Origin of the sequence: Marinicella gelatinilytica (assembly GCF_026410405.1) — a bacterium.
In the GTDB taxonomy this organism is placed as follows: Bacteria; Pseudomonadota; Gammaproteobacteria; order Xanthomonadales; family Marinicellaceae; genus Marinicella; species Marinicella gelatinilytica.
This window is the reverse complement of the sequence record NZ_JAPMLN010000007.1, coordinates 25,178-46,523: the sequence shown is the minus strand read 5'-3', so window position 1 is coordinate 46,523 and position 21,346 is coordinate 25,178. Positions and strand designations below refer to the sequence as shown.

Genomic DNA, 21,346 nt, shown 5'->3' with positions numbered 1-21,346 from the left:
ATATTAATTATGCTGTTCATTATGCCATTGACCTACACTTTATTTAAAGAATTAATACGGGCTGGGGTATTATGGCTAATCCTGCTTGGTGTGTATAAAATTTAGTGGCACAATGTGTAAGCTTCCATGGAGTTTTTGCGGATATGAGGACCCTAAAAATCGGGTGAGAATATGATAAACATCGAGATTAAAGCCATCGGATTGGATGGGATTGCTTGCCGCAACAGGACCCACACCATTAACATATTGAGCTTCCAAGAAATAACCGTAATCTGTCACTTCATCGACAGCGGTTAACGCTGCCACATATATCCAGCGATCAATCAAATGTAACCAAGTCATATCCGAATCCTGCGGGTCTTGTTCTATTATGAGCACCGCCGATGACCAGGGCCAGTCTCTTATTTGGGTATCAGTTAACGCTTTTTGCAACCGCTGGTTATGTTGTTGAATAGATTCCCGGCCACAACAGGCACCGGCACAGCGTTTCAGTTGAAAACGAAAACATGGGGTTTGACGTCCGCGTGTGCTGCTTTCAAAACCAAGAACACGGTGACATAGCTGATGCTTATCGGCCATTTGCCTTAAATATTCACTGGCATGACGCACCGTTCTGAATAAACCGAATTGATGATTGTCATTATCGGGTAATTGATCTCCAGCAACCGGTTTAATATGAATCTTGCCATATTTTTTCTCATCATCTTGTAGGCAAATTTGAAACATTCGCTTGACCCGCCGTAAACGAATATTATGAACCGGCAAATGTTTTTTTATTTCTTGGTTTTCTAATAAACAAGCACCTAAGTCACTGGGCGTTCGCTGATAATCAATGTGGGCAATTTGATTATGTAATTTAAAATCTTTTCGTTGACTGTGGTCTTGAGAAAAATGATTTAACACCCGATTTTTTAGGTTAACGCTTTTGCCGATATACAACAACCGATCTTTGTTATCATAAAAATAATAAACACCCGGTGCACTCGGTATATCAGCCACTTGCTCCGGTGGTAACTGAATAGGCAGTGTCGTGGCTTGAATAAGGTCACGGCATGCTTGCTTCACTGTATTTTTATCATGCAATAAACTGATTTGCACAAAAAACCGATAAATCATCAAAGCATCATCCAAGGCCCGATGACGGTTTTCGATGGTTAAATCAAAACGTTTAATAATGTAATCCAAACCATGGCGTTTGCATTCAGGAAATAAGCGACGACTCAATTTCACCGAGCACAACGGTTTACTGCGAAAATCACGACCAATTCGCCTAAACTCATTTTTCAAAAAGCCATAATCAAAACGGGCATAATGGGCCACCAACACCCGATCTTGTAACCACTGCCACAATTCATCCGCAACATCTGCAAAAGTCGGCGCATCAATTAAATCATGACGCGTAATCCCGGTCAGTTCTGTGATTTTCAGTGGTAAACTGCGTTCCGGATTAATAAAAGTCTGCCAACTATCCACCAACTGACCCTGCTCAACCACCCACAATCCGATTTCGATGATTCGATGATATCCCGCTTTACCACCGGTGGTTTCAACATCCAATATAACCATTCTCTCCGGAAAACCCGGTGACAGGGTCGTTTGGTTATCAGCAGTCAGCCAGGATGATTGAGACATATAAATAAAATACCTACAAAGGCCTAAATTCTACAATAAAAAACATCAAGAAAAGGTCAAAAAAATGCCCTGAAATTTTAACCTGCATTTAAGGGTCAATGCGGTACCATAAGTGGTGATTCACAAAAACATAATAACCATGAGTCATATAACCACAAAAAACCCATACAACCACACAACCCTTGAAAATTACACTTTACTGAGTCGTGAGGAGATGATGTCCGCATTACAGCGCGCCGATGACAGCTTTAACCGCTGGCGCCACAGCGACTTTGACGCACGTGCTGATTTAATGCACAAGCTCTCCGGATTGTTGAAAAAACAAAAACAATCACTGGCAGAATTGATTACCTTGGAAATGGGCAAACCCATTAAAGAGGCCATTAAAGAAATAGAGAAATGTGCCTGGGTCTGTGACTACTACGCTGAACATGCTGAAGACTTTTTAAAAGACCGTATCATTAGCACCGATGCCCATGTCAGCTTTATTCGCCATGAGCCGATTGGTGCTGTATTGGCTGTCATGCCATGGAATTATCCTTTTTGGCAAGTGTTTCGATTTGCCGCACCGGCATTGATGGCCGGCAATGTCGGCTTACTGAAGCACGCATCGAATGTTACCGGTTGTGGCCTTAAAATTGCTGAATTGATTCAGCAGGCCGGCTTTGATAAAGGCTGTTTTCAAACCTTAATTATCGATCATGAGCAAACTGCAGAATTGATTCAACAACCCAAATTAAAAGCTGTGACAGTTACGGGAAGCGAAGCCGCCGGACGAAAAATTGCCGCCCAGGCAGGTCAATCCCTTAAAAAGACTGTACTAGAATTAGGTGGCTCCAATGCCTTTGTGGTGCTGGCAGATGCTAATTTAGACAGTATTTTAGACACCGCAGTCACCGCCCGCTTTCAAAACACCGGCCAAAGCTGCATTGCCGCCAAACGATTTATTGTTGAAGCCTCGGTTTATGATGAATTTTTAAGGCGTTTTCAAGATAAGGTAAAAGAATTAACTTACGGTGATCCCATGGACAAAAACACCACCCTCGGCCCCATGGCGCGGGCTGATTTAGCCGAAGAATTGGCCGATCAGCTTCAGCGATCGGTACAACAAGGTGCTAAAATTCTTACCGGTGGCGAACAATCCAAAACCCGTTTTGAGCCCACCATTGTCACCGATGTCACGGTTAATATGCCATTGATGCAGGAAGAAACTTTTGGCCCAGTGGCACCCATATTTAAAGCCAACGATGATGAACATGCCCTCAACGTTGCTGCCGCCAATCATTTTGGTTTGGGTGTGACTATTTGTACCCGAAACCCCGAAGCCATTTTAAAACAACTTCATCGCTTCCCCGATGGCGCGGTGTTTATTAACGAACTGGTCAAATCAGATCCGCGACTGCCTTTTGGTGGCACCGGTCTGTCCGGTTACGGTCGCGAATTATCCCGGGCCGGCATCAAAGAATTCATTAACCAGAAAACCGTGTTTGTCAAAACCAGTCAAAAGCTAAGAAATGACAATTTTATGGTTTAAACGGAAAATTTTTAAAAAATTGCCGTGTGGCATCATTGCTTAAGCGACTGAGATCACCGTTGCGTTGATTTTTCCACACAACGCGGCCATTTCCGTTGTCAAACAACACCGCGGTGGTCAGCGATTTATTGCCGGAGGTTAATGGCAGGCCGATGCCCACATGGCTTCCCCGAACACTGCCGGTACTAATACCCACGGAAACCGAACCTGAACCAAGGGTTTTTAAAAATGACGTGCGCGGTGCCAGAACCCGAACATGTAAAATGCCCGCTGGGTTGGCGATGTTTGGAGCTGACATCGACTGTCTCAAATCGATGGTTTTTAGACGCAGTCTTTGTAAGTAGTGTTGGTTGTTTTTTGACGCCGATGTCAAAGCAACGCGTTGCGCATCCATAAAGGAAGCCATTAATTGATCTTGAACATCGAAAGGATAGTGACTGTCAATATAAAATGGCGGATAAATAATATCAACCTGTCGTTCACCGTCTTGATAATGGGCGAACGGCATATCCGGATGTAAGCCGACACCGCTGGTGACCAATGCCCATTCAACAGCAAAATTTTTGGCTTTCAACATGTGCTCAATGTCTTCTTTCAGGCGTCTGATTTGTGTTTGATTCTTATTGGCATCGTAATCCATAACATGATCAACACCATCGACAAAATAAACATAATCAAGCACCACGGCGATGCGGTTAAAACCGGGTTTTTCAATATCCGGATTGAGGTAACTGCTTTTAGGACCGCAGGCAGACAGCATAACCATCATCGTCAAACCAATAATTATTCTCACCATAAGATATCTTTCAAGCAGAAAATAGCTTTAGTCTACCACAGCTTTCGCTGACATTTTTTGACCCAGTGAGTAAACTAACATTTAGATTTATGGCTGTTTTTATGGCATACTATTATTTCATTCAATCGGCTCAAAACAATGAAAAAACTATTGATTATGCTGCTTATTTTGGCTGTGTTACAGGCTTGTGGCGGACGCATGGGCAAAAAACAAAATTTAGATCACACCTTATATCAATATGCGAAAGTCATGCGTTGGGCTGATTATGACCAAGCCGCAAATTTCATCAACCCCAAAGCTGAAGAAAACGTCAAGCCAACAGAATTAGAACTTAACCGTTTTAAACAATTCGGGGTCAGCTCCTATGTTCCTCGCCCAATTTTACCGGGTCCGGATGAAAACAGTGTGGTTCAGACAGTTGAATTAAAACTCTATAACATCCACACCAAACGAGAAAAAGTCGTGGTCGATCGCCAATTATGGCGTTATGACGATGAGCAAAAACGCTGGTTCTTGGAATCCGGCCTACCAAAAATTACCCAATGACATCGGATGTGATAACCATTGAACATTTTCAAGTGGACACCACCGTGGGTGTCCATGATTGGGAACAACAACAAAAACAGCCTGTCATTATTGATCTGAAGCTATATACCGATTGCCAACAAGCGGCTGACAGCGATGATTTAAAGTGCGCTTTGGATTATTTTGAGTTAACAGAACGTCTTAGAAAATACCTGACAACCAGCCGCTGTGCCTTGATTGAAACTTTAGCACACAATCTCATCACAGAAATATTTAAACATTATCCCAATGTCAGTGCGGTTGATATACATCTGAAAAAACCGGAAGCGGTCAATGGCGCTTTGGTGGGCGTCAAACTAACACGTCAACGTTAACGCGATTCGCTGCGTTGTCGCACCGCCTCAAACAAAACCACACCGGTGGCCACCGCCACATTTAAAGAGTCCCAGTCAGCCGACATCGGAATGTGCACCAAATAATCGCACTTTTCTTTCACTAAGCGGCGTAAACCGCTGCCTTCATTACCCATGACCAGCGCTGTGGAACCAGTCAGTGGTTGCTGATAAATGGGTGTACTGGTTTCAGTGCAGTCAGTACCGTAAACCCAGACCCCGGCGGCTTTAATAATGTCCAAAGCCCGTGCCATATTACTGACTTGATAGATTTCTAAATGGGCAATGGCGCCGGCAGCGGTTTTATGGGTGGTGGCAGTAATCGGTGCGGACTGGTTTTTACTGACAATCACTGCCGTGACACCGGCGGCCGCGGCACTGCGTAAACAAGCACCCAGATTACGGGGATCTTCCAAACCGTCCAAAACCAGAATCAGCGGTTCCTGCCAATCATTCACATCGGCTTTGAGTTGTCGTTCCGTCAACATTTTAACATCCGTCAGTTGTGCAACCACGCCTTGATGCTTTTCATCACACAATTGTTTGAGTTGATTGCTCGAAACCGGCTCAAAACTAATGTCTTTTTGTTGCATGAGCTGCTGCAGCTTTTGCAGGCGTTTATTGTTACTATCGCCCTGAAGCCAGACTTGATTTAGCGGCTCACCAGCTTTCACCGCCTGTTCCACCGCATGAATACCAAAAATAATCCGACTCATGCCTTAAGCTTTACCAACATATTCAAAATCAATTTTGCGATCATCCACATCCACATGTGCAACCTTAATATTCAGCTTATCGGTTAAGCGATAACGCTCACCACCACGCTCACCCACCAATTGATGCTTAACCGGATCATATTGATAGTAATCATTGGGCAATGAAGTGACATGAATTAAACCATCCACCTGATACTGTTCCAGCTGTACAAATAACCCAAACCGAGTCACTCCAGAGACTTTACCCACCATGGTTTCTCCAACAAATTGCTGCATAAATAAACATTTCAATCGGGCATCCACTTCGCGCGAAGCACTTTCAGCGCGACGCTCAGTCATAGAACAGCGCTCACAGCGTTCTGCGGCTTGTTCATGGGTGTAAATATAAGGTTTATTTTTATGATAGAGAATGTGATTAATGGCACGGTGCACCATCAAATCAGGATACCGCCGTATCGGCGAGGTAAAGTGCGCATAATGACTTAACGCCAAACCAAAGTGCCCGCAATTTTCAGCTTCGTAAGTGGCCATCGATTGACTTCTGAGCATCACTTGTTCAATCAAATCCAAATCTTCACGGTGCTGGATTTTATCCAACAACCGGGTGAAATCCTTCGGTGAGGGGTCTTCCTTGAAATCAGGCCGAATTCCCAAACCTTTTAAAAACGCCAGTAAATCTTTGACCTTGGCTTCAGGTGGCGGATTATGACAGCGGAAAGCTGCCGGTATTTTATGTTTTTCTAAAAATCGAGCGGCACAGACATTGGCCGCAATCATAAAGTTTTCAATTAATTTATGGGCATCATTGCGCTCATATTGCTGAATATCATCCACCATACCATCTTGACCGATGTGAATGCTGACATCAGTGGAATTAAACTCAATACCACCGCGTTTGTGTTTCTCCTGTTGCAAAATATGGTAAAGACGGTATTGATGGGTGAGTGATTCAGTGACCTTTTGGGACCACTGGTTGGGGTTTTTGCCGGTGTCCAAAAATTGCCATACATCATCATAAGTACAACGGGCATGAGATGTCATTAAACCCCGATAAAATTCATAACTTTGAATCTCACCGGCACCGTCAATGTGCATTTCACAAACCATTGACAGCCGTTCTTGGTCAGGATTTAACGAACAAATACCGTTCGATAATTCCAGCGGCAACATCGGAATCACTTTACCGGGAAAATACACTGAAGTACCGCGATTATAAGCTTCTTTGTCCAAAGGACTTTCCGGTGTCACATAATGCGAGACATCAGCTATCGCAACCAGTAATTTATAACCTTTGGCTGTCGGCTCCACATACACCGCATCATCAAAATCCCTGGAATCCTCACCATCAATAGTAATCAGTGGCAATTGCCGAATATCTTTATACGGGCCCGCGGCTTTGTGATCCACTTGTTGAGGAATTTTGTCGCGCATTTTTTCCACATCAGCCGGCCACTCGTGGGGTAAGTTTTCGCTGACAATGGTTAATTGCATCGATAATTCGTGGTTTAATTGCTGACCCAACACCGCAATGACTTCACCAAAAGCCGGCCGGTGTTGGTACGGATATTTCTTAATATTAACAATCACATAATCATTATGTTGCGCACCGTGTAATGATTCATTCGGAATCATGATATTATCGATGCTGTTATTATCGGCACTCAGATACGCTAAACCTTCTTCATGAATCAGCTTTCCGGCGACAGTGGCATGTGCGCGCTTAATCACTTCCACAATAAAGGCCTCACTTTTACCGGCTTTACTGTCACTGACTTTAACGTCTGCCACCACTTCATCACCATCCATCACCATACGCATTTGTCGCGGCGTGATAAAGGCATCGTTGTCAAGCTCATCAGAAATTAAAAAGCCAAAACCATCACTGTGGGCATTGACCCGTCCCTGGATAAGTTGTAATTTTTTACGCACCCCAAAACCGCCACGGCGATTAACAATCAATTGACCATCACGCACCATACTGTTGAGCCGCGCCTCAAGACCTGCCAATTGCTCGTAATTGCTTATGCCAATTTGATCAGCGATGGCACCTTTTTTTAGAAATTTTTTCTCACTATCCAAAAAAGCCATCAGCGCAGACCGGCTGGGAATCGGGTTTTCGTATTTTTCTGCCTGAGCAGCAAACTCAGGATCGTCTATATTAAATGGATTTTTCATGTCGCTATTATAACAACCATTAACAAATACAATGGCTTTCATTCGTTAAATAGCGCTTAAAAATGTTAAAATACAACTTTTCACAGTTCCCAAAATCATGATTAAAGCCGAAGTTGTTGAAGACATTGTTAATAAAGTGGACCAATTCATTCCTGAAGACTTAAAAACCATGCGGCAAGAATTCAAACAAAACATGAAAGCGGTACTGACAGCCAGTCTCCAAAAAGCCGATTTGGTCACCCGAGAAGAATTTGACGTGCAAAAAGCCGTACTGGCTAAAACCCGTGCTAAATTAGAAGCGCTGGAAAAACAACTCAGTGACTTAAATCAGTCCAAATAGCCAATATTTGCCTTATATACGGTCATTAACGCAAATAAAGATAGCGATTTAAACGTTTTTCCGTTACAGTACGCCCTCATTTTTTTAAAATGGCGAACTCTCGCCGTTTCTTATCCAGCATGAATTTTGACCAACTTGATTTGCCCACGGCAATTTTAGACGCTGTGCGCGAACAAGGCTACAGCACCCCATCACCCATCCAAGCACAAGCCATCCCCTTGGTACTACAAGGCCATGATGTCATGGCGGCCGCTCAAACCGGTACCGGTAAAACCGCAGGCTTTACCTTACCTTTACTGACGAGATTATCCCAGGGAAATCGTGTCGGCTTTAATCAGGCGCGGGCATTGATACTGACACCAACCCGTGAATTAGCCGCCCAAGTGGCGGAAAGTGTCCGTACTTACGGCAAAAACTTACCGCTGCGATCAGCGGTTGTATTTGGTGGTGTTAAAATTAATCCACAGATGCAAAAATTACGTCGAGGTGTTGATATACTTATTGCCACACCCGGCCGTTTATTGGATTTATACAGCCAGAATGCCGTTCGTTTTGATGAACTGGAAGTTTTAATATTGGATGAAGCCGACCGCATGTTAGACATGGGTTTTATCCATGACCTAAAGCGTATCGTCAAACTATTACCCAAGGACAGACAGACTTTAATGTTTTCAGCCACTTTTTCCGGCGAAATTCGACAATTGGCGAAAACTTTTACCAAACACCCCAAGGAAATTTCCGTGAGTCCTGAAGTGACTTCTGCTGAAAGTGTCAAACAAACCGTTTACCCGGTGGATAAAAAGCGCAAATCGGATTTATTATTGCATTTAATCGGTCAAAACAATTGGCAACAAGTGCTGGTTTTTTGTCGTACTAAACACGGCGCCAACCGATTATCGGATTACCTCACTAAATTTGGTGTGCGATCCACCGCCATTCACGGCAACAAAACCCAAGCCGCCAGAACCAAAGCCCTGGCCGACTTTAAACGTGGCAAAGCTTCGGTTTTAGTCGCCACCGACATCGCCGCTCGCGGTATTGATATTGATACCTTGCCGCATGTCATTAACTTTGACTTACCACAAGTTCCTGAAGATTATGTACATCGCATTGGCCGTACCGGCCGGGCCGGTGCTGAAGGTGAGGCCATTTCTCTGGTCAGTGCCGATGAAGCCAAGCAATTATTTGCCATTGAACGACAATTAAGAACCAAACTTGACCGACAATTTATTGAAGGCTTTGAACCCAATCACGAAGTTCCCGAAACGAGTCGTGGCGGCGTCCAAGCCAGAACCACTAAACCATCTACTTCACGCAGTAAAAGTTTTAAGAAAAAACGTCTTAGCGGTGATAAAAAAACCAGTCACCGTAAAGGTAAACCGGCTTTTCGTGATGAGCAAGATGGTGAGCGTAAAGGTCCGAAGAAACCACGTAAAAGCTTTGCTAAAGACAGCCGCAATAATGACGACGGTTCTGCCAAACCATCTCGTCCAAAACGAAAAAGCACTGCTTTTGGTGATACAGCTAAATCCGGGGCTAATAGAACCGGCGGTAAAAAATTAGGGCCCAAAAAACCCCGTAAATTTTCCGGTGGTGACAAGCAAAGCGGGCCATCTAAAGGCCAGCTTTCCAGCAGGCGTCAGCAGAAATCATCCAAATGAACAAAGCCGGCCCAAAAACCGGCTTATTTGTCGATGTTCAAAACATTTATTACACCACCAAGTCGGTGTATGGCCGGTCGTTTGATTACCGCCGATTGTGGCAAAAGCTCAGCGAATCATATCAACTTGAAGTCGCTTATGCCTATGCCACAGACCGTGGACTCGACTCTCAAATTAAATTTCAGGACGCGTTACGCCATTTAGGCTTCACCGTTAAGCTCAAAAACTTTATTCAGCGCCAGGACGGCTCTGCCAAAGGTGACTGGGATGTGGGCATCACCATTGATATACTGCATCATGCCCCAGCGCTGGATACCGTTATACTGCTTTCCGGTGACGGTGATTTCAGTTTATTATTAGACGAAGTCAAAAACCAACACCACTGTAACACCCTTGTTTACGGTGTCCGCGAGCTCACCGCCGATAAGCTGATTGAATCTGCCGACGATTACCACCCCATTAAAGAAGCTGATTTACAATAGAAATTCTTTGATTTCAGCCGCTTGTGCGTGGGCATCGGCGTAACCTAAATCAATTAAGGCACCGGTGTATTCAGGTTCAAATAACAGATAACTGGGCATGCGCCAATCTTTGCCCCAGCCTCCGATCATTTTCAACAGCGTTCGTACAGGCCTTGGAATTTCACCAGCATACTCTGCCGTTATATCGCGGACATCACGACTGGGTTTAATCACCAAGGTATTTATTGGTCGTAGGCTGTATTCCTCGCGTTTATCAGGCGCAATCAGCTTCAGTGTGCGGTTTATACGTTGTAATCGAGACAAATCCGCCATCAACATATCCATAAAAATGGTATCCAGCATAAAACCACCCAGATGACCCATACTTGGATATTCAGTCACTTCATGAGGCGTTTCAATCGGCGTTTCATCGCGGGTGCCAATCACTAAAATTCGCTCTGCACCCAAATGAATGGCCGGCGATAACGGTGCAGTCATACGCAAGCCGCCATCACCGTAATGTTCAAAACCAATACGTTGTGCCGGAAACAAAAAGGGTAACGCTGTGGAGGCCATGACATGTGCCACCGATATTTGTTCTCGAACCCCTACTCGTCGCGTGCGCTGCCAGGGATGAATTCCCTCATGGCCCTGGAAAAAACATTTAGCCATGGCGGTGTCATAAGATGAAGCCGTGATTGATAAACCAATCAAAAAATCCGCATCAATCGCCTCTTGGATTTGCGATAATTTAAGTTCACGACTGAGCAATTCCTGCAAGGGTGTATTGTCCAATAAAGACTTTGGCGGCTCTAAACCCAAGCGTCCGAAAAACAATGAACCGACCACCCGTGCCATGGTTTTTATGACACAACGTGCATCGGTGCGGTAAACATCATCACAATGGATATTACGCCAGAAATACTCCAAACGTTTGGCACCGTATTTCTGCCGTTGCGCGTGGGACGCCATCACCGTGGCGTTGATGGCACCGGCTGATGTGCCATTAATGATGGGGAACCGAAACCCCTTGGGCATCATTTCCATAATGGCTTTTAACACACCCACTTGATAGGCACCACGGGCACCACCACCGGGCAGCATTAAGGCTGTTGCGGGCACTGATTGGGGTTGTTGATCAATGGACGACAAGGCTTATATCTCATTAAATTAGAATCATTATTATAACCAACATACGGTTTTATTTAAACGCAGTGCGCTTTGTAAACACCGCTTAAATTGTGTATTCTTGAAGACATGAATGATTTAACCATAAGCCTGATTCAAACGAGCCTACATTGGCATAACCCCAAAGACAATCGGTCTCGTTTCGAACAACTGATTAAAGAGCCTGGTGTTGATACAGACGTCATCATCTTACCTGAAATGTTCACCACCGGCTTTACCATGAAGGCGTCTGACAACGCAGAACCGCAACCCGGTGATACATTGCGCTGGATGCAGCAACAAGCCCAAAAAAGCCAAGCGGTCATCACCGGCAGTATAATTATTAAGCAACAGGACAATTTTTTTAACCGTCTTTACTGGGTTAAACCCGATGGTAATTATCAATATTACGACAAGAAACATTTATTTAGCTACGCTGATGAAAATCAGCACTTTACCGCCGGTAGCAAGCGATTAATTGTTGACCATAAAGGTTGGCGTATTTGTCCCTTGATATGTTATGACCTGCGCTTTCCGGTGTGGTCACGCAACGATGTGGATTATGATTTGTTGATTTATGTGGCCAACTGGCCGGCACCGCGACAAAATGCCTGGCACAGTTTGCTCAAGGCCCGCGCCATTGAAAACATGAGCTATGTGGCCGGTGTTAATCGCATCGGTACAGACGGTAACGACCACAACTACCTCGGCGGCTCGGTTGTTTATGATGTGTTGGGAGATGAATTGTTTACAGCAAAAAGCCAAGAAATCAACCAAACCATTACTTTAAATTATGAAGCACTACAACAACAACGCAAACGCTTTGGATTTTTGAAAGATCGTGACCCATTTACCCTTAAATAAGTTATTTTTAACGCTTTCTTCAGGCTCCTTCTGTTATCCTATTTCTTTATCAAATCAGGAGTACACCATGAGTCAAGTCAAATTTAAAAACAACCCCGTTCATCTCAACGCCGAACAACCCCAGGTCGGCCAAAAAGCCCCGGACTTTCAACTCACCGGTGCCGATTTATCAGAAGTCAGTTTAGAAAACTTTAAAGGTCAGCGCGTGGTGCTCAATGTGGCACCCAGTGTCGATACCGATGTTTGTGCACAACAACTCAGAACCTTTAATCAAAAAGCCGCCGATTTAGACAACACGGCCGTGGTGTTTACTTCCATGGACTTACCTTTCGCCTATAAACGCTTCTGTGCCGCTGAAGGCATTAAAAACGCGGTCACGGCATCAGATTTTAAAAACCGCAGTATGGCTCAAAACTATGGCCTGGAAATGCGCGACGGCCCTTTAGCCGGTCTCACCGCCCGAGCCGTATTCGTACTTGATGAAAACCACAACATCATCCACCGCGAAGTGGTCGATGAAATCACCAACGAACCCAATTACGAGGCGGCCCTACAAGCACTGCAAAAGTAGCAAAAACATTTCATAAAACCCAAAAAGCGGAGCCCTTAGTAGGCTCCGTTTTTTTTGGTTAGCACTTCTACACCTGCAGTCCAAATAAGTCATTTAACGGTTACCAAAAGATTTGGTTAATTTAATCAATTCCTAACAGCCCAACCGTCATAATATTTAATCCAAACAGGGAACTGCTGATATGAAAAAAACGTACGTGTTGTTAACGCTGCTTTTATTGACGGCTTGTAGCAACGTGCCTTGGTCGACGATGTTTAAGCTACGAGGTTTTGATTTGCAAGATTTTGTGGCTTTGAATCCGGATCAGCTGAAGATGCAGGTGATCAGTCATGATGCGGTGGCGTTGGATTTTAAGCGGGTGATGATGGATTTTAAACTGACGACTGAAGACAACAAGTATGAGCAGTCGATTGATTTAGCTTTGGTTTCAGAAAATCACAAACAGAGCCGTATCATTTATGAGCTGGCTTTGACAGAAGCCGCTAAAGACGTTCTGCGTGAAACCCAAAGTTTTATGGCTCAGCATGAGAATGCCAGAGTGGGTTTTAGTATAAAAACTCCGATGCCGGTCGATAAAAACGTGGACACCATGACACTGACAATAAATATGTATCTATCAAACGAATATCTGACACTGTTGGATGAGCTGGTATTGGATGCATCTCAGTTTCAATGATTAATGTTATAATAATTACTCAATCATCAATACAGGAGAGTTATGACAAAATTTAAAAGCACAACTTCAAAATTAGTGATCGCGGTTACTTCACTTGCAGCACTGACTGCTTGTCAAAATAACAATCAAAACAATGATATATCTGCAAAAGACATTTCAGTCGTCATGCAAGCAAAAAGTGACAGTACGGCAAAAGGACAAGTCAATTTTAAAGAAGAAAATAACTTGGTCAGTATGCAAGCCCATTTCACCGGATTAAATAAAGGCCCCCATGCCATTCATATCCACGCACAGGCAAATTGCAATGCCAGTGATGCCAAATCGGCCGGCGGGCATTGGAACCCGACAAACGAACAGCATGGCCAATGGGGCGATAAAGCTGGTTATCATAAAGGTGACATTGGCAATTTCGAAGTCGATGCCGATGGCACAGGTCAAATCACATTTCAAACCAATGAATGGTGTATTGATTGTGGTGATAATAACAAAAACATTCTCGGCAAATCAGTTATTGTTCATCAAGGCAGTGATGATTTTGTCTCTCAACCCAGTGGCAATGCCGGGGTCAGAGTCGCCTGTGGAGAAATCATAAAATAAAGCCATAAAGCGTGGCTTTAGTCGATGCGGATTAAGGTATATTTTAAATATCAATATCTTTAAATACTGGTCTTTTTAACATGTAATCAGGTGGCTATTATTACGTAAATATGTTATATTAGTTATTGAATATTAAAGAGTTTTTTAACCCCATTTGAATAGGTGAAAATATGGATCTTACATTAAAAAAAATAAAAAACATCACCGCTGATCATTGCATCACCATCATTATGAACAGCCATCGAACCGGGCCTGATTATTTAAAGGATGAAGTGGCCCTTAAAAATCATATCAAGACAGTTGAACAAAGATTAAGCGCTGATACTGACAAAAAAACCCGGACAAAATTGATGGATCGGTTGCAACACCTGGCTGAGAAAATTGATCACAGCCATAACTTGGATAGTTTGATTCTTTTTGTCAATGAAGACATGGCTGAATTCACGCGTTTACGGATTCCGGTAGAAGACCGCGTGGTGATTGATGATAACTTTGCCACCCGTGATTTGATCAGGGCCTTGCACTTACAAACCAGCTACTATGTCTTGGTTTTAAGTCAGGAAAAAGCCCGCTTAATTGAAGCCATGAATGGTGAAGTGGTTCGCGAATTGGGTGATGACTTTCCCATGGAAACCACCTTATCTCACGCGCGCTATAGTGGCGATTATGACAGCGATTCGCACCAGACAAACCTGGTTGATGAGTTTTTCAATCGGGTGGATAAGCAGTTCCAAAAAGTCAGAAACAGTCACCCCTTGCCTCTGTTAATTTGTAGCGTTCATGAAAATTACCACCGCTATTTAAATGTCGCCGATGATAAACGTGGGATTTTCGATACCCACCTGAATAGCCAACGCATTGGTGAAAAAGCCGGTAATATTGTGTCAGAAGCCTGGAAAATAGTTAAGGACTACACCATTGAGCGTAATAATGAGCGCAAAGCAGAGCTCAAAAAGGCGGTGAGTGCCAATCGCTTTCTCAGTGACAGTAATGACATTTGGCGCGCCATTCATGCCGGTCGTGTCAGAACCCTGTTTATCGAACAAGACTTATTCCAACCGGCGGTGCTCAAAGATAACAGCATTACCTATGTATCTGAGGAGCAGCGCAGTGACACCGACATCATTGATGACATTTACGATGAGATGATTGAAGCCAATTTGTCCTATGGTGGCGATGTGGTTTTCTTGCCCAAAGGTGAGTTAACAAAATTCAACGGTTTGGCTGCCATCACCCGTTATTAGAACCAATAAACACCTCATCAAAGTCTGTTGCCATGTATCGCATGGCAACAGGCTTTTCTTGTCTCATTTTGATTTTTATAATTCGGCCACAAAAGCAACAAATGCAGTGGCTTTGTCATTAAGTTCTTCGTCAGAATTAACACGATGCTGCTCACTGTAAATCACCAGCGCGGTGCGGGCATCGACCAGTTGTAGTGTTAACTCATTATTCTCGACACGACTTTCAATAAACCAGCGAACACCAAACTCATGGCTGAAATAAGGATACGGATTGCCCTGATGCTTTTTAAAGGCGTGCTCTGATAAATAATTCAATCCCTTCGTTGCCAATAGCGCTTGTTTTAAAAGCGCATCAACGGCCACATGCGTTGTCGTCATCTCCGTCGGCAAAACCACCAGAGCCACCGGTTCTGATTTAAGTTGCCAACTTAAAAAGCCATAAAGCAAAGCCACCGCCAAAACAAAAAGCCCGCCGTAACGTAATAACACCTGGCCTATTTTTTTCTTTGCCGTACTTTCATCTAAAGTCTTTTCTGCTGAAATCTGTTTTACCGGTGGTTGCCAGCTGTAACCGACTTTCGGCCGGGTTTTAATTAATGTGGTTTCAGACGACAGTGGCTTTAACTGCGCACGTAAATCGGCAATGGCTCGGGTCAAGGCATCATCACTAATCACCTGATTCGGCCAGACTTGCTCAAATAAGTGCTGTCGTGTCACTGTTTCACCGGCTTGTTTGATCAGCACCACCAAGACCCGCATATTCACAGGACTCAGACGAATATTTTGCTTGCCCTGACGGACTTCGCCTGAATTCGAGCAAATCAATAAATCGGCAGATAGGTACTGAACTGGTTTATTCATAACGCTCAGTTTAGCATTTTATTTTATTCATTTAACATGCTCTCAGACATTGCTCAGACTTTACTCAGGCGGTTAATATAACCACAAACCATAATAAAAAGTCTTACAAACAAGGAACAACCATGAAAAAACTTTTCAAAGCCCTGCTTATCTTAATCGGCATGATGGCCGTGCTGTTTGTGGTCGCTGTTATTGTCAACCTGTCAGTATTTGATGAAGAACTTCTGCCCGAGGTACAGGCGATTAAAGACCTCCAAGCCAAACCCTATCAAGCCGATAATGCCTATCCGGCTTTAATCGCCATGAGTTATTATCCGGATGAACCCTATCAATCAGCCACTAAAAAAATTCGAGAGCGATTAAATCAAAATATCTCAACAAATGGTCAAGATTTTCTCACCACTCATGATCAAGAGTCCCTTAAATCGCTTGAAGTTGATGACTCTCAGTTAACTGACATTTCTCGCTGCAATACGCGTAAAGAAAAAAACTGTGTTATTAAATACCTGAGTAACTTAAATAAACAGCATACACTTAATAAAGCCACACAAACACTTGTTAATCGATATGAGCAACTCATAGACTATTCACATTTTTCTGAAGCCACCCAAATGGAATTTGACACCGTATTACCACCATTAAGCACACCATTGCGTACACAAAGGGTGTTTTTATTAACTCAATGGCTTAAAAACAAAACAAACTTTGTTCCTTTAATTATTAAGGATTTGAATTTTTGGCGCATGATGCTAAAAAATAATAGTCTTTTAATCACCAAAATGATTTCTAATGCCGCCATTCATAACGATATTCAGATTCTGGCTTATGCTATACATTCTGGCGGCCTAAACGATAGTGAATTAATAGAACTTAACAATCAAATAACAGGTTTATCTCAAAAAGAAAAAGGTCTTTACCCAACATTACAATCTGAAATGAAGGGCTCAATGGGTTTTCTTGATGCATATAAAAATGAAAATCAAGATTTGATAGGTAAACTGCTTTATCAACCTCAAGCCACACTGAATTTACATTACATAGCAAATATAAAACCTTTGAATAGCATAGACGATTTAGACAGTAAAAAAATTTACGATTCTCTATTATCAAATACTTGGCCAGAAAAACCCAATTTAAAGTCCGCTGTAAGCCTTTATAACCCCACTGGAAAACTATTTTTAAATACTTATTTTGGCCCCCCAATGTATCACGATTATTTTGCCCGTATGCATGATCTAAACGCCATGCTGGTTTTATTAAAGCTGCGCATCGAACTGGCCTTAAACAACGACCAAAATATTGCCACATTGATTAAAAACTCAAACCACAAAAACCCTTATACGGAAAAGTCTTTTGATTATGATGCCGAAGCCCAAACCATCGGCTTTGCGTGTTTAGACAAAACTTCGGTGTGTGAGATTTCATTATAAAAACCCACACCCCAATCGATAATTTCTTACAAAGTGAATCGATAATTGCGACAGATTTTTTGACTTTTATTGATTAGACTGGGGTTTTCCATAAAACAATTGTGGGTATGAAGAAATTAGCGGTGGTGTTATCAAGGGCTGAATTTGGGGTGGCGGCACCACAGGTTCGGGTTGAGGTGCATATTTCGCCGGGATTACCGAGTTTGTCGATTGTTGGGATGCCGGAAACGGCGGTCAAGGAATCCAAGGATCGGGTACGGGCGGCGATTATGAACAGTGGTTTTGATTTTCCGGCCCATCGTATTACCGTAAATTTATCACCGGCAGATATTCCCAAAGGCGGCGGGCGCTATGATTTACCCATTGCTATAGGCGTTTTGGTGGCGTCTGAACAATTAAATCCAGACCGTTTGCGTCGCACAGAGTTTGTCGGTGAATTGGCACTGGGCGGTGAATTACGTGGCATTCGCGGTATTTTACCGGTGGTCAGCGCAGTGTCCGAAGCGGGCCGGCGCTTGGTGGTTCCGGCCAGTAATGCCGGTGAAGCGGCTTTGGTGGAATCCTGTGAGTGCTTCAGTGCAGAATCTTTATTACAGGTGTGTGAATGGTTAGCCGCTGAGCAAGAGTTACCCCTGGCCCGGCCGACAGAAACGACAAATGTTAAACAAAATCAGCGCCGTCTCAGTCAGGATTTAAGCGAAGTCAAAGGTCAGGAACAAGCCAAACGGGCACTGATTATCGCCGCTGCCGGTGGTCATAATTTATTGTTTTACGGCCCACCCGGCACCGGTAAAACCATGTTGGCCAGCCGCTTACCCGGCATTTTACCGACCTTAACCGAAGCCCAAAGCCTGGAAACCGCCAAGGTGGCTTCCATCAGCAACAGCGGCTTTGATCCCGACTGTTGGGGGCAGCCACCTTTTCGGTCTCCTCATCACACCGCTTCGGCCGCAGCCTTGGTCGGTGGTGGTTCGCAACCGATGCCCGGTGAAATTTCCATGGCTCAAAATGGCGTATTATTTTTGGATGAACTGCCGGAGTTTTCTCGGCATGTTTTGGAAGTTTTACGGGAGCCATTGGAATCGGGGAAAATTATCATTTCGAGGGCCGCCAGAAGCGCCGAGTTTCCTGCACGTTTTCAATTATTGGCCAGTTTAAATCCTTGCCCTTGTGGCTATTTAGGGGATGAAGAAAGGCCTTGTCAATGTAGTATTGGTCAAATTCAACATTACCGCACTAAAATCTCCGGACCTTTATTGGATCGCATCGATTTACAGGTTGAGGTGCCGCGTGTGCCGCATAAGGTGTTGCGAGACACCAACAATTCAGGTTTAACCTCGCAACAAGCACGATCCTTGGTGATGAAAGCCCGAACACGACAGTTGACACGCAATGGAGGCCTGACCAATGCGCAATTGCAAGGTCGACAAATTCAGGAATTGATTCCTTTATCTGCACCATTATTGGATTTTCTGGAGCATGTGGTGGAACGCTTACGCTTATCGGCACGTGCTTATCATCGCATTATCAAAGTCAGTCGCACCATTGCTGACTTAAAACAATGTGATGAAGTGAATCAAAGTCACTTATCTGAAGCGGTCGCTTATCGCGGCTTTGATCGCGCAGATTTATAAGATGGGCTTTATTTTATAGATTGTCACTGGCTTTCATGCTGCAAACCGTTATAATACGCGCCTTTCAGTCTCAGGAATACACAATGACCTTAAAAGATCTACCAGTTGGCTCCGATGTGCCACATGACATCAACGTTGTGATTGAAATCCCACGAAACAGTGATGCCATTAAATATGAAGTTGATAAAGACTCCGGCATGTTAACTGTTGATCGGGTACTCAACACCGCCATGCATTACCCATGTAATTATGGTTTTGTACCACATACCTTATGCGGCGATGGCGATCCGGTTGATGTAATGGTGGTGATGCCATTACCTTTATTACCCGGCTCCGTTATTCGTTGTCGACCTGTGGGTGTCTTAAAAATGACTGACGAAAGTGGTGATGACGCCAAAATTATTGCGGTCCCTACTTCAAAAATTAGCGGGTTATACCGCCACGTGGCTGATGTGCGCGACATCAATGAAGTAACCTTAGACACCATTGCTCATTTCTTTGAACATTATAAAGACCTGGAAAGAGGCAAATGGGTGAAAATTGAGGGTTGGGGTGGCGTAGAAGAAGCTAAGCAAGAAATTCTTGATGCCGTTGAAAACTTCAATAACCTTAAAGATAAACCTAATTTCTAAATAATTCATGAAACCGCCCAATTTAGCATTGGGCGGTTTTTATGATCAGAGGTTCTGAGATTGTGCCGTAGGTTGTTGTTTAATGGCCTCAGCGAGGCGACGCGGTGCATTTTCAAAACCACCATTGCTCATACATATCACCTCATCACCCGGCTCAACCAAAGCGCTGACTTGCTTAATTAAGAGCTCCACCGAATCAATAATCGTGGCTTTTTGCTTGAGTTTTTCCAACACCAATTCATCCCATTGCATATCGGGATAAACCATCATAAAGGCATGATCAGCTGCTTGCACAGATTTGGGTAATTGACGGGCATGAACGCCTGCTCGCATGGAGTTACTGCGTGGCTCAACCACAGCAATCAAACGCCCTTCTACATGTGGGCGGCGTCCCAGCAACGTGGTTTCAATGGCGGTGGGGTGGTGCGCAAAATCATCAAAGACACGAACACCATTGGCTTCACCCACCAGTTCCATGCGTCTTTTGACATTTTCATAACGACACAAAGAATCAGCCGCTGATGATATGGAAACCCCGGCCTGCGTGGCAGCCAAAATAGCAGCCAGGGCGTTTAATTGGTTGTGTTTGCCGGACACATCCCAACGTACTTCTGCCAATTGATCGGTGCTGTTTTGAATACTAAAATGGCTTGGGTTATCACCCAAAGGCATCACCCAAAAGTCGGCATGTGGGCCGGTACCAAAACTCACCAGTTCGGTCCAGCACCCCATATCCAAAACCGTCTTAAGATGTGGATCGTCTGCATTAACGATGATTTCGCCGTTACCGGGCACGGTTCTAACCAGATGATGAAATTGTTTTTGGATAGCGGTTAAGTCAGGGTAAATATCCGCGTGATCGTATTCAAGATTATTTAAAATCAAGACATCACTGTGATAGTGCACAAACTTGGCCCGCTTATCAAAAAAAGCACTGTCATATTCATCGGCCTCAATAACAAAATGCGCACTGTCAGTGAGCTTTGCCGAAGTCTCAAAATGCGGGCTGACACCGCCGATTAAAAATCCGGGATCAATGCCTTGATCGGTTAATATCCACGCCAACATGGATGCTGTTGTGGTTTTACCGTGGGTACCGGACACCGAGTACACTTTTTTATGACGCAGAATCTCTTCACCCAACCATTGTGGTCCTGACAAATAACGAAGTTCGCTATTTAGTAGAAACTCAATGGGTTCCATGCCACGACTCATGACATTGCCAACCAGCACCAAGTCAGGGTTATTTTGCAATGCCGTCATTTCATAGCCTTCATGTACAGGTATTCCCAGTTTATCCAACTGCGTGCTCATGGGCGGATACATTTTTTCATCGCTACCGGAAACCTCATGTCCTAACTGTCGAGCGATGGCTGCCAAGCCGCCCATAAAGGTTCCACCTATACCCAAGATATGTATTTTCATAGAATTACGGCAC

General features: G+C 44.0%; 21 protein-coding genes. 14 read left to right on the top strand and 7 right to left on the bottom strand.

What is annotated here, in order from left to right; all coding sequences use genetic code 11:
- Positions 1 to 75: 75 nt before the first annotated feature.
- Positions 76 to 1,632, bottom strand: a complete 1,557-nt coding sequence (locus OS173_RS06115) for a 3'-5' exonuclease family protein (protein ID WP_267183389.1) — start codon at positions 1,630 to 1,632, stop codon at positions 76 to 78.
- A 139-nt stretch (positions 1,633 to 1,771) separates the two neighbouring features.
- Here OS173_RS06115 and OS173_RS06110 point away from each other — a divergent pair, with 139 nt between their 5' ends.
- Positions 1,772 to 3,166: an NAD-dependent succinate-semialdehyde dehydrogenase gene (locus OS173_RS06110; RefSeq protein WP_267183388.1), complete on the top strand. Its 1,395-nt coding sequence runs from the start codon at positions 1,772 to 1,774 to the stop codon at positions 3,164 to 3,166.
- On the opposite strand, the gene OS173_RS06105 is transcribed toward OS173_RS06110, so the two are convergent.
- Positions 3,156 to 3,962 carry a hypothetical protein gene (locus OS173_RS06105; RefSeq protein WP_267183387.1) on the bottom strand — a complete coding sequence of 269 codons (807 nt, stop codon included), beginning with the start codon at positions 3,960 to 3,962 and terminating at the stop codon, positions 3,156 to 3,158. The genes OS173_RS06110 and OS173_RS06105 overlap by 11 nt on opposite strands.
- A 138-nt stretch (positions 3,963 to 4,100) precedes the next feature.
- Here OS173_RS06105 and OS173_RS06100 point away from each other — a divergent pair, with 138 nt between their 5' ends.
- The gene (locus tag OS173_RS06100) at positions 4,101 to 4,508 is read left to right on the top strand and encodes a hypothetical protein (protein WP_267183386.1); all 408 of its coding nucleotides are present in this window, start codon (positions 4,101 to 4,103) and stop codon (positions 4,506 to 4,508) included.
- Positions 4,505 to 4,861, top strand: coding sequence for a dihydroneopterin aldolase (gene folB, locus OS173_RS06095; protein WP_267183385.1), 357 nt, complete (start codon positions 4,505 to 4,507; stop codon positions 4,859 to 4,861). Before OS173_RS06100 ends, folB begins: the two co-directional genes overlap by 4 nt.
- Here folB and rlmB read toward each other — a convergent pair.
- Positions 4,858 to 5,595 (bottom strand): 23S rRNA (guanosine(2251)-2'-O)-methyltransferase RlmB, encoded by a 738-nt coding sequence (gene rlmB, locus OS173_RS06090; protein WP_267183384.1) that lies wholly within the window; start codon positions 5,593 to 5,595, stop codon positions 4,858 to 4,860. The two genes, folB and rlmB, sit on opposite strands and share 4 nt — an antisense overlap.
- Positions 5,596 to 5,598: 3 nt before the next feature.
- Entirely contained in the window at positions 5,599 to 7,770 is a 2,172-nt protein-coding gene (rnr, locus tag OS173_RS06085) for a ribonuclease R (RefSeq protein WP_267183383.1), read from the bottom strand.
- 97 nt (positions 7,771 to 7,867) lie between these two features.
- Here rnr and OS173_RS06080 point away from each other — a divergent pair, with 97 nt between their 5' ends.
- The 3 genes from OS173_RS06080 (at position 7,868) to OS173_RS06070 (ending at position 10,253) form a co-directional block, all read left to right on the top strand.
- Complete coding sequence (locus OS173_RS06080) at positions 7,868 to 8,110, top strand: accessory factor UbiK family protein (RefSeq protein WP_267183382.1); 243 nt, start codon at positions 7,868 to 7,870, stop codon at positions 8,108 to 8,110.
- Between the two features lie 119 nt (positions 8,111 to 8,229).
- Entirely contained in the window at positions 8,230 to 9,771 is a 1,542-nt protein-coding gene (locus tag OS173_RS06075; RefSeq protein ID WP_267183381.1) for a DEAD/DEAH box helicase, read from the top strand.
- On the top strand, positions 9,768 to 10,253 hold the full coding sequence (locus OS173_RS06070) for a LabA-like NYN domain-containing protein (protein ID WP_267183380.1): 486 nt from the start codon (positions 9,768 to 9,770) through the stop codon (positions 10,251 to 10,253). Before OS173_RS06075 ends, OS173_RS06070 begins: the two co-directional genes overlap by 4 nt.
- Here OS173_RS06070 and OS173_RS06065 read toward each other — a convergent pair.
- Entirely contained in the window at positions 10,245 to 11,384 is a 1,140-nt protein-coding gene (locus OS173_RS06065; protein WP_267183379.1) for a patatin-like phospholipase family protein, read from the bottom strand. The genes OS173_RS06070 and OS173_RS06065 overlap by 9 nt on opposite strands.
- A 105-nt stretch (positions 11,385 to 11,489) precedes the next feature.
- Between OS173_RS06065 and OS173_RS06060 the strand changes: the two genes are divergently transcribed.
- From OS173_RS06060 to OS173_RS06040, 5 genes are all read left to right on the top strand, one after another.
- On the top strand, positions 11,490 to 12,263 hold the full coding sequence (locus tag OS173_RS06060) for an amidohydrolase (protein WP_267183378.1): 774 nt from the start codon (positions 11,490 to 11,492) through the stop codon (positions 12,261 to 12,263).
- A gap of 67 nt (positions 12,264 to 12,330) precedes the next feature.
- Complete coding sequence (gene tpx / locus OS173_RS06055; RefSeq protein WP_267183377.1) at positions 12,331 to 12,834, top strand: thiol peroxidase; 504 nt, start codon at positions 12,331 to 12,333, stop codon at positions 12,832 to 12,834.
- A 181-nt stretch (positions 12,835 to 13,015) separates the two neighbouring features.
- On the top strand, positions 13,016 to 13,510 hold the full coding sequence (locus tag OS173_RS06050; RefSeq protein ID WP_267183376.1) for a hypothetical protein: 495 nt from the start codon (positions 13,016 to 13,018) through the stop codon (positions 13,508 to 13,510).
- Positions 13,511 to 13,552: 42 nt separating this feature from the next.
- Positions 13,553 to 14,107, top strand: a complete 555-nt coding sequence (locus OS173_RS06045; protein ID WP_267183375.1) for a superoxide dismutase family protein — start codon at positions 13,553 to 13,555, stop codon at positions 14,105 to 14,107.
- Between the two features lie 170 nt (positions 14,108 to 14,277).
- Positions 14,278 to 15,351 (top strand): AOC03_06830 family ribosome hibernation factor, encoded by a 1,074-nt coding sequence (locus OS173_RS06040; RefSeq protein ID WP_267183374.1) that lies wholly within the window; start codon positions 14,278 to 14,280, stop codon positions 15,349 to 15,351.
- A gap of 75 nt (positions 15,352 to 15,426) precedes the next feature.
- Here OS173_RS06040 and OS173_RS06035 read toward each other — a convergent pair whose 3' ends face one another.
- A complete protein-coding gene (locus OS173_RS06035; protein WP_267183373.1) occupies positions 15,427 to 16,212 on the bottom strand; it encodes a winged helix-turn-helix domain-containing protein in 786 nt (261 codons plus the stop codon).
- 122 nt (positions 16,213 to 16,334) lie between these two features.
- Here OS173_RS06035 and OS173_RS06030 point away from each other — a divergent pair, with 122 nt between their 5' ends.
- The 3 genes from OS173_RS06030 (at position 16,335) to ppa (ending at position 19,908) form a co-directional block, all read left to right on the top strand.
- Complete coding sequence (locus OS173_RS06030) at positions 16,335 to 17,642, top strand: hypothetical protein (protein WP_267183372.1); 1,308 nt, start codon at positions 16,335 to 16,337, stop codon at positions 17,640 to 17,642.
- A gap of 107 nt (positions 17,643 to 17,749) precedes the next feature.
- Positions 17,750 to 19,276, top strand: a complete 1,527-nt coding sequence (locus OS173_RS06025) for a YifB family Mg chelatase-like AAA ATPase (protein ID WP_267183371.1) — start codon at positions 17,750 to 17,752, stop codon at positions 19,274 to 19,276.
- Between the two features lie 83 nt (positions 19,277 to 19,359).
- The gene (ppa, locus tag OS173_RS06020; RefSeq protein ID WP_267183370.1) at positions 19,360 to 19,908 is read left to right on the top strand and encodes an inorganic diphosphatase; all 549 of its coding nucleotides are present in this window, start codon (positions 19,360 to 19,362) and stop codon (positions 19,906 to 19,908) included.
- Between the two features lie 45 nt (positions 19,909 to 19,953).
- Here ppa and mpl read toward each other — a convergent pair whose 3' ends face one another.
- Positions 19,954 to 21,333, bottom strand: a complete 1,380-nt coding sequence (gene mpl / locus OS173_RS06015; protein WP_267183369.1) for a UDP-N-acetylmuramate:L-alanyl-gamma-D-glutamyl-meso-diaminopimelate ligase — start codon at positions 21,331 to 21,333, stop codon at positions 19,954 to 19,956.
- Positions 21,334 to 21,346 lie beyond the last annotated feature (13 nt).

Excerpts from the sequence above, each read along its gene's own strand:
- OS173_RS06115 (WP_267183389.1), bottom strand. The coding sequence starts at position 1,632 with ATGTCTCAATCATCCTGGCTGACTGCTGATAACCAAACGACCCTGTCA.
- OS173_RS06110 (WP_267183388.1), top strand. The coding sequence starts at position 1,772 with ATGAGTCATATAACCACAAAAAACCCATACAACCACACAACCCTTGAA.
- OS173_RS06105 (WP_267183387.1), bottom strand. The coding sequence starts at position 3,962 with ATGGTGAGAATAATTATTGGTTTGACGATGATGGTTATGCTGTCTGCC.
- OS173_RS06100 (WP_267183386.1), top strand. The coding sequence starts at position 4,101 with ATGAAAAAACTATTGATTATGCTGCTTATTTTGGCTGTGTTACAGGCT.
- folB (WP_267183385.1), top strand. The coding sequence starts at position 4,505 with ATGACATCGGATGTGATAACCATTGAACATTTTCAAGTGGACACCACC.
- rlmB (WP_267183384.1), bottom strand. The coding sequence starts at position 5,595 with ATGAGTCGGATTATTTTTGGTATTCATGCGGTGGAACAGGCGGTGAAA.
- rnr (WP_267183383.1), bottom strand. The coding sequence starts at position 7,770 with ATGAAAAATCCATTTAATATAGACGATCCTGAGTTTGCTGCTCAGGCA.
- OS173_RS06080 (WP_267183382.1), top strand. The coding sequence starts at position 7,868 with ATGATTAAAGCCGAAGTTGTTGAAGACATTGTTAATAAAGTGGACCAA.
- OS173_RS06075 (WP_267183381.1), top strand. The coding sequence starts at position 8,230 with ATGAATTTTGACCAACTTGATTTGCCCACGGCAATTTTAGACGCTGTG.
- OS173_RS06070 (WP_267183380.1), top strand. The coding sequence starts at position 9,768 with ATGAACAAAGCCGGCCCAAAAACCGGCTTATTTGTCGATGTTCAAAAC.
- OS173_RS06060 (WP_267183378.1), top strand. The coding sequence starts at position 11,490 with ATGAATGATTTAACCATAAGCCTGATTCAAACGAGCCTACATTGGCAT.
- tpx (WP_267183377.1), top strand. The coding sequence starts at position 12,331 with ATGAGTCAAGTCAAATTTAAAAACAACCCCGTTCATCTCAACGCCGAA.
- OS173_RS06050 (WP_267183376.1), top strand. The coding sequence starts at position 13,016 with ATGAAAAAAACGTACGTGTTGTTAACGCTGCTTTTATTGACGGCTTGT.
- OS173_RS06045 (WP_267183375.1), top strand. The coding sequence starts at position 13,553 with ATGACAAAATTTAAAAGCACAACTTCAAAATTAGTGATCGCGGTTACT.
- OS173_RS06040 (WP_267183374.1), top strand. The coding sequence starts at position 14,278 with ATGGATCTTACATTAAAAAAAATAAAAAACATCACCGCTGATCATTGC.
- OS173_RS06035 (WP_267183373.1), bottom strand. The coding sequence starts at position 16,212 with ATGAATAAACCAGTTCAGTACCTATCTGCCGATTTATTGATTTGCTCG.
- OS173_RS06030 (WP_267183372.1), top strand. The coding sequence starts at position 16,335 with ATGAAAAAACTTTTCAAAGCCCTGCTTATCTTAATCGGCATGATGGCC.
- OS173_RS06025 (WP_267183371.1), top strand. The coding sequence starts at position 17,750 with ATGAAGAAATTAGCGGTGGTGTTATCAAGGGCTGAATTTGGGGTGGCG.
- ppa (WP_267183370.1), top strand. The coding sequence starts at position 19,360 with ATGACCTTAAAAGATCTACCAGTTGGCTCCGATGTGCCACATGACATC.
- mpl (WP_267183369.1), bottom strand. The coding sequence starts at position 21,333 with ATGAAAATACATATCTTGGGTATAGGTGGAACCTTTATGGGCGGCTTG.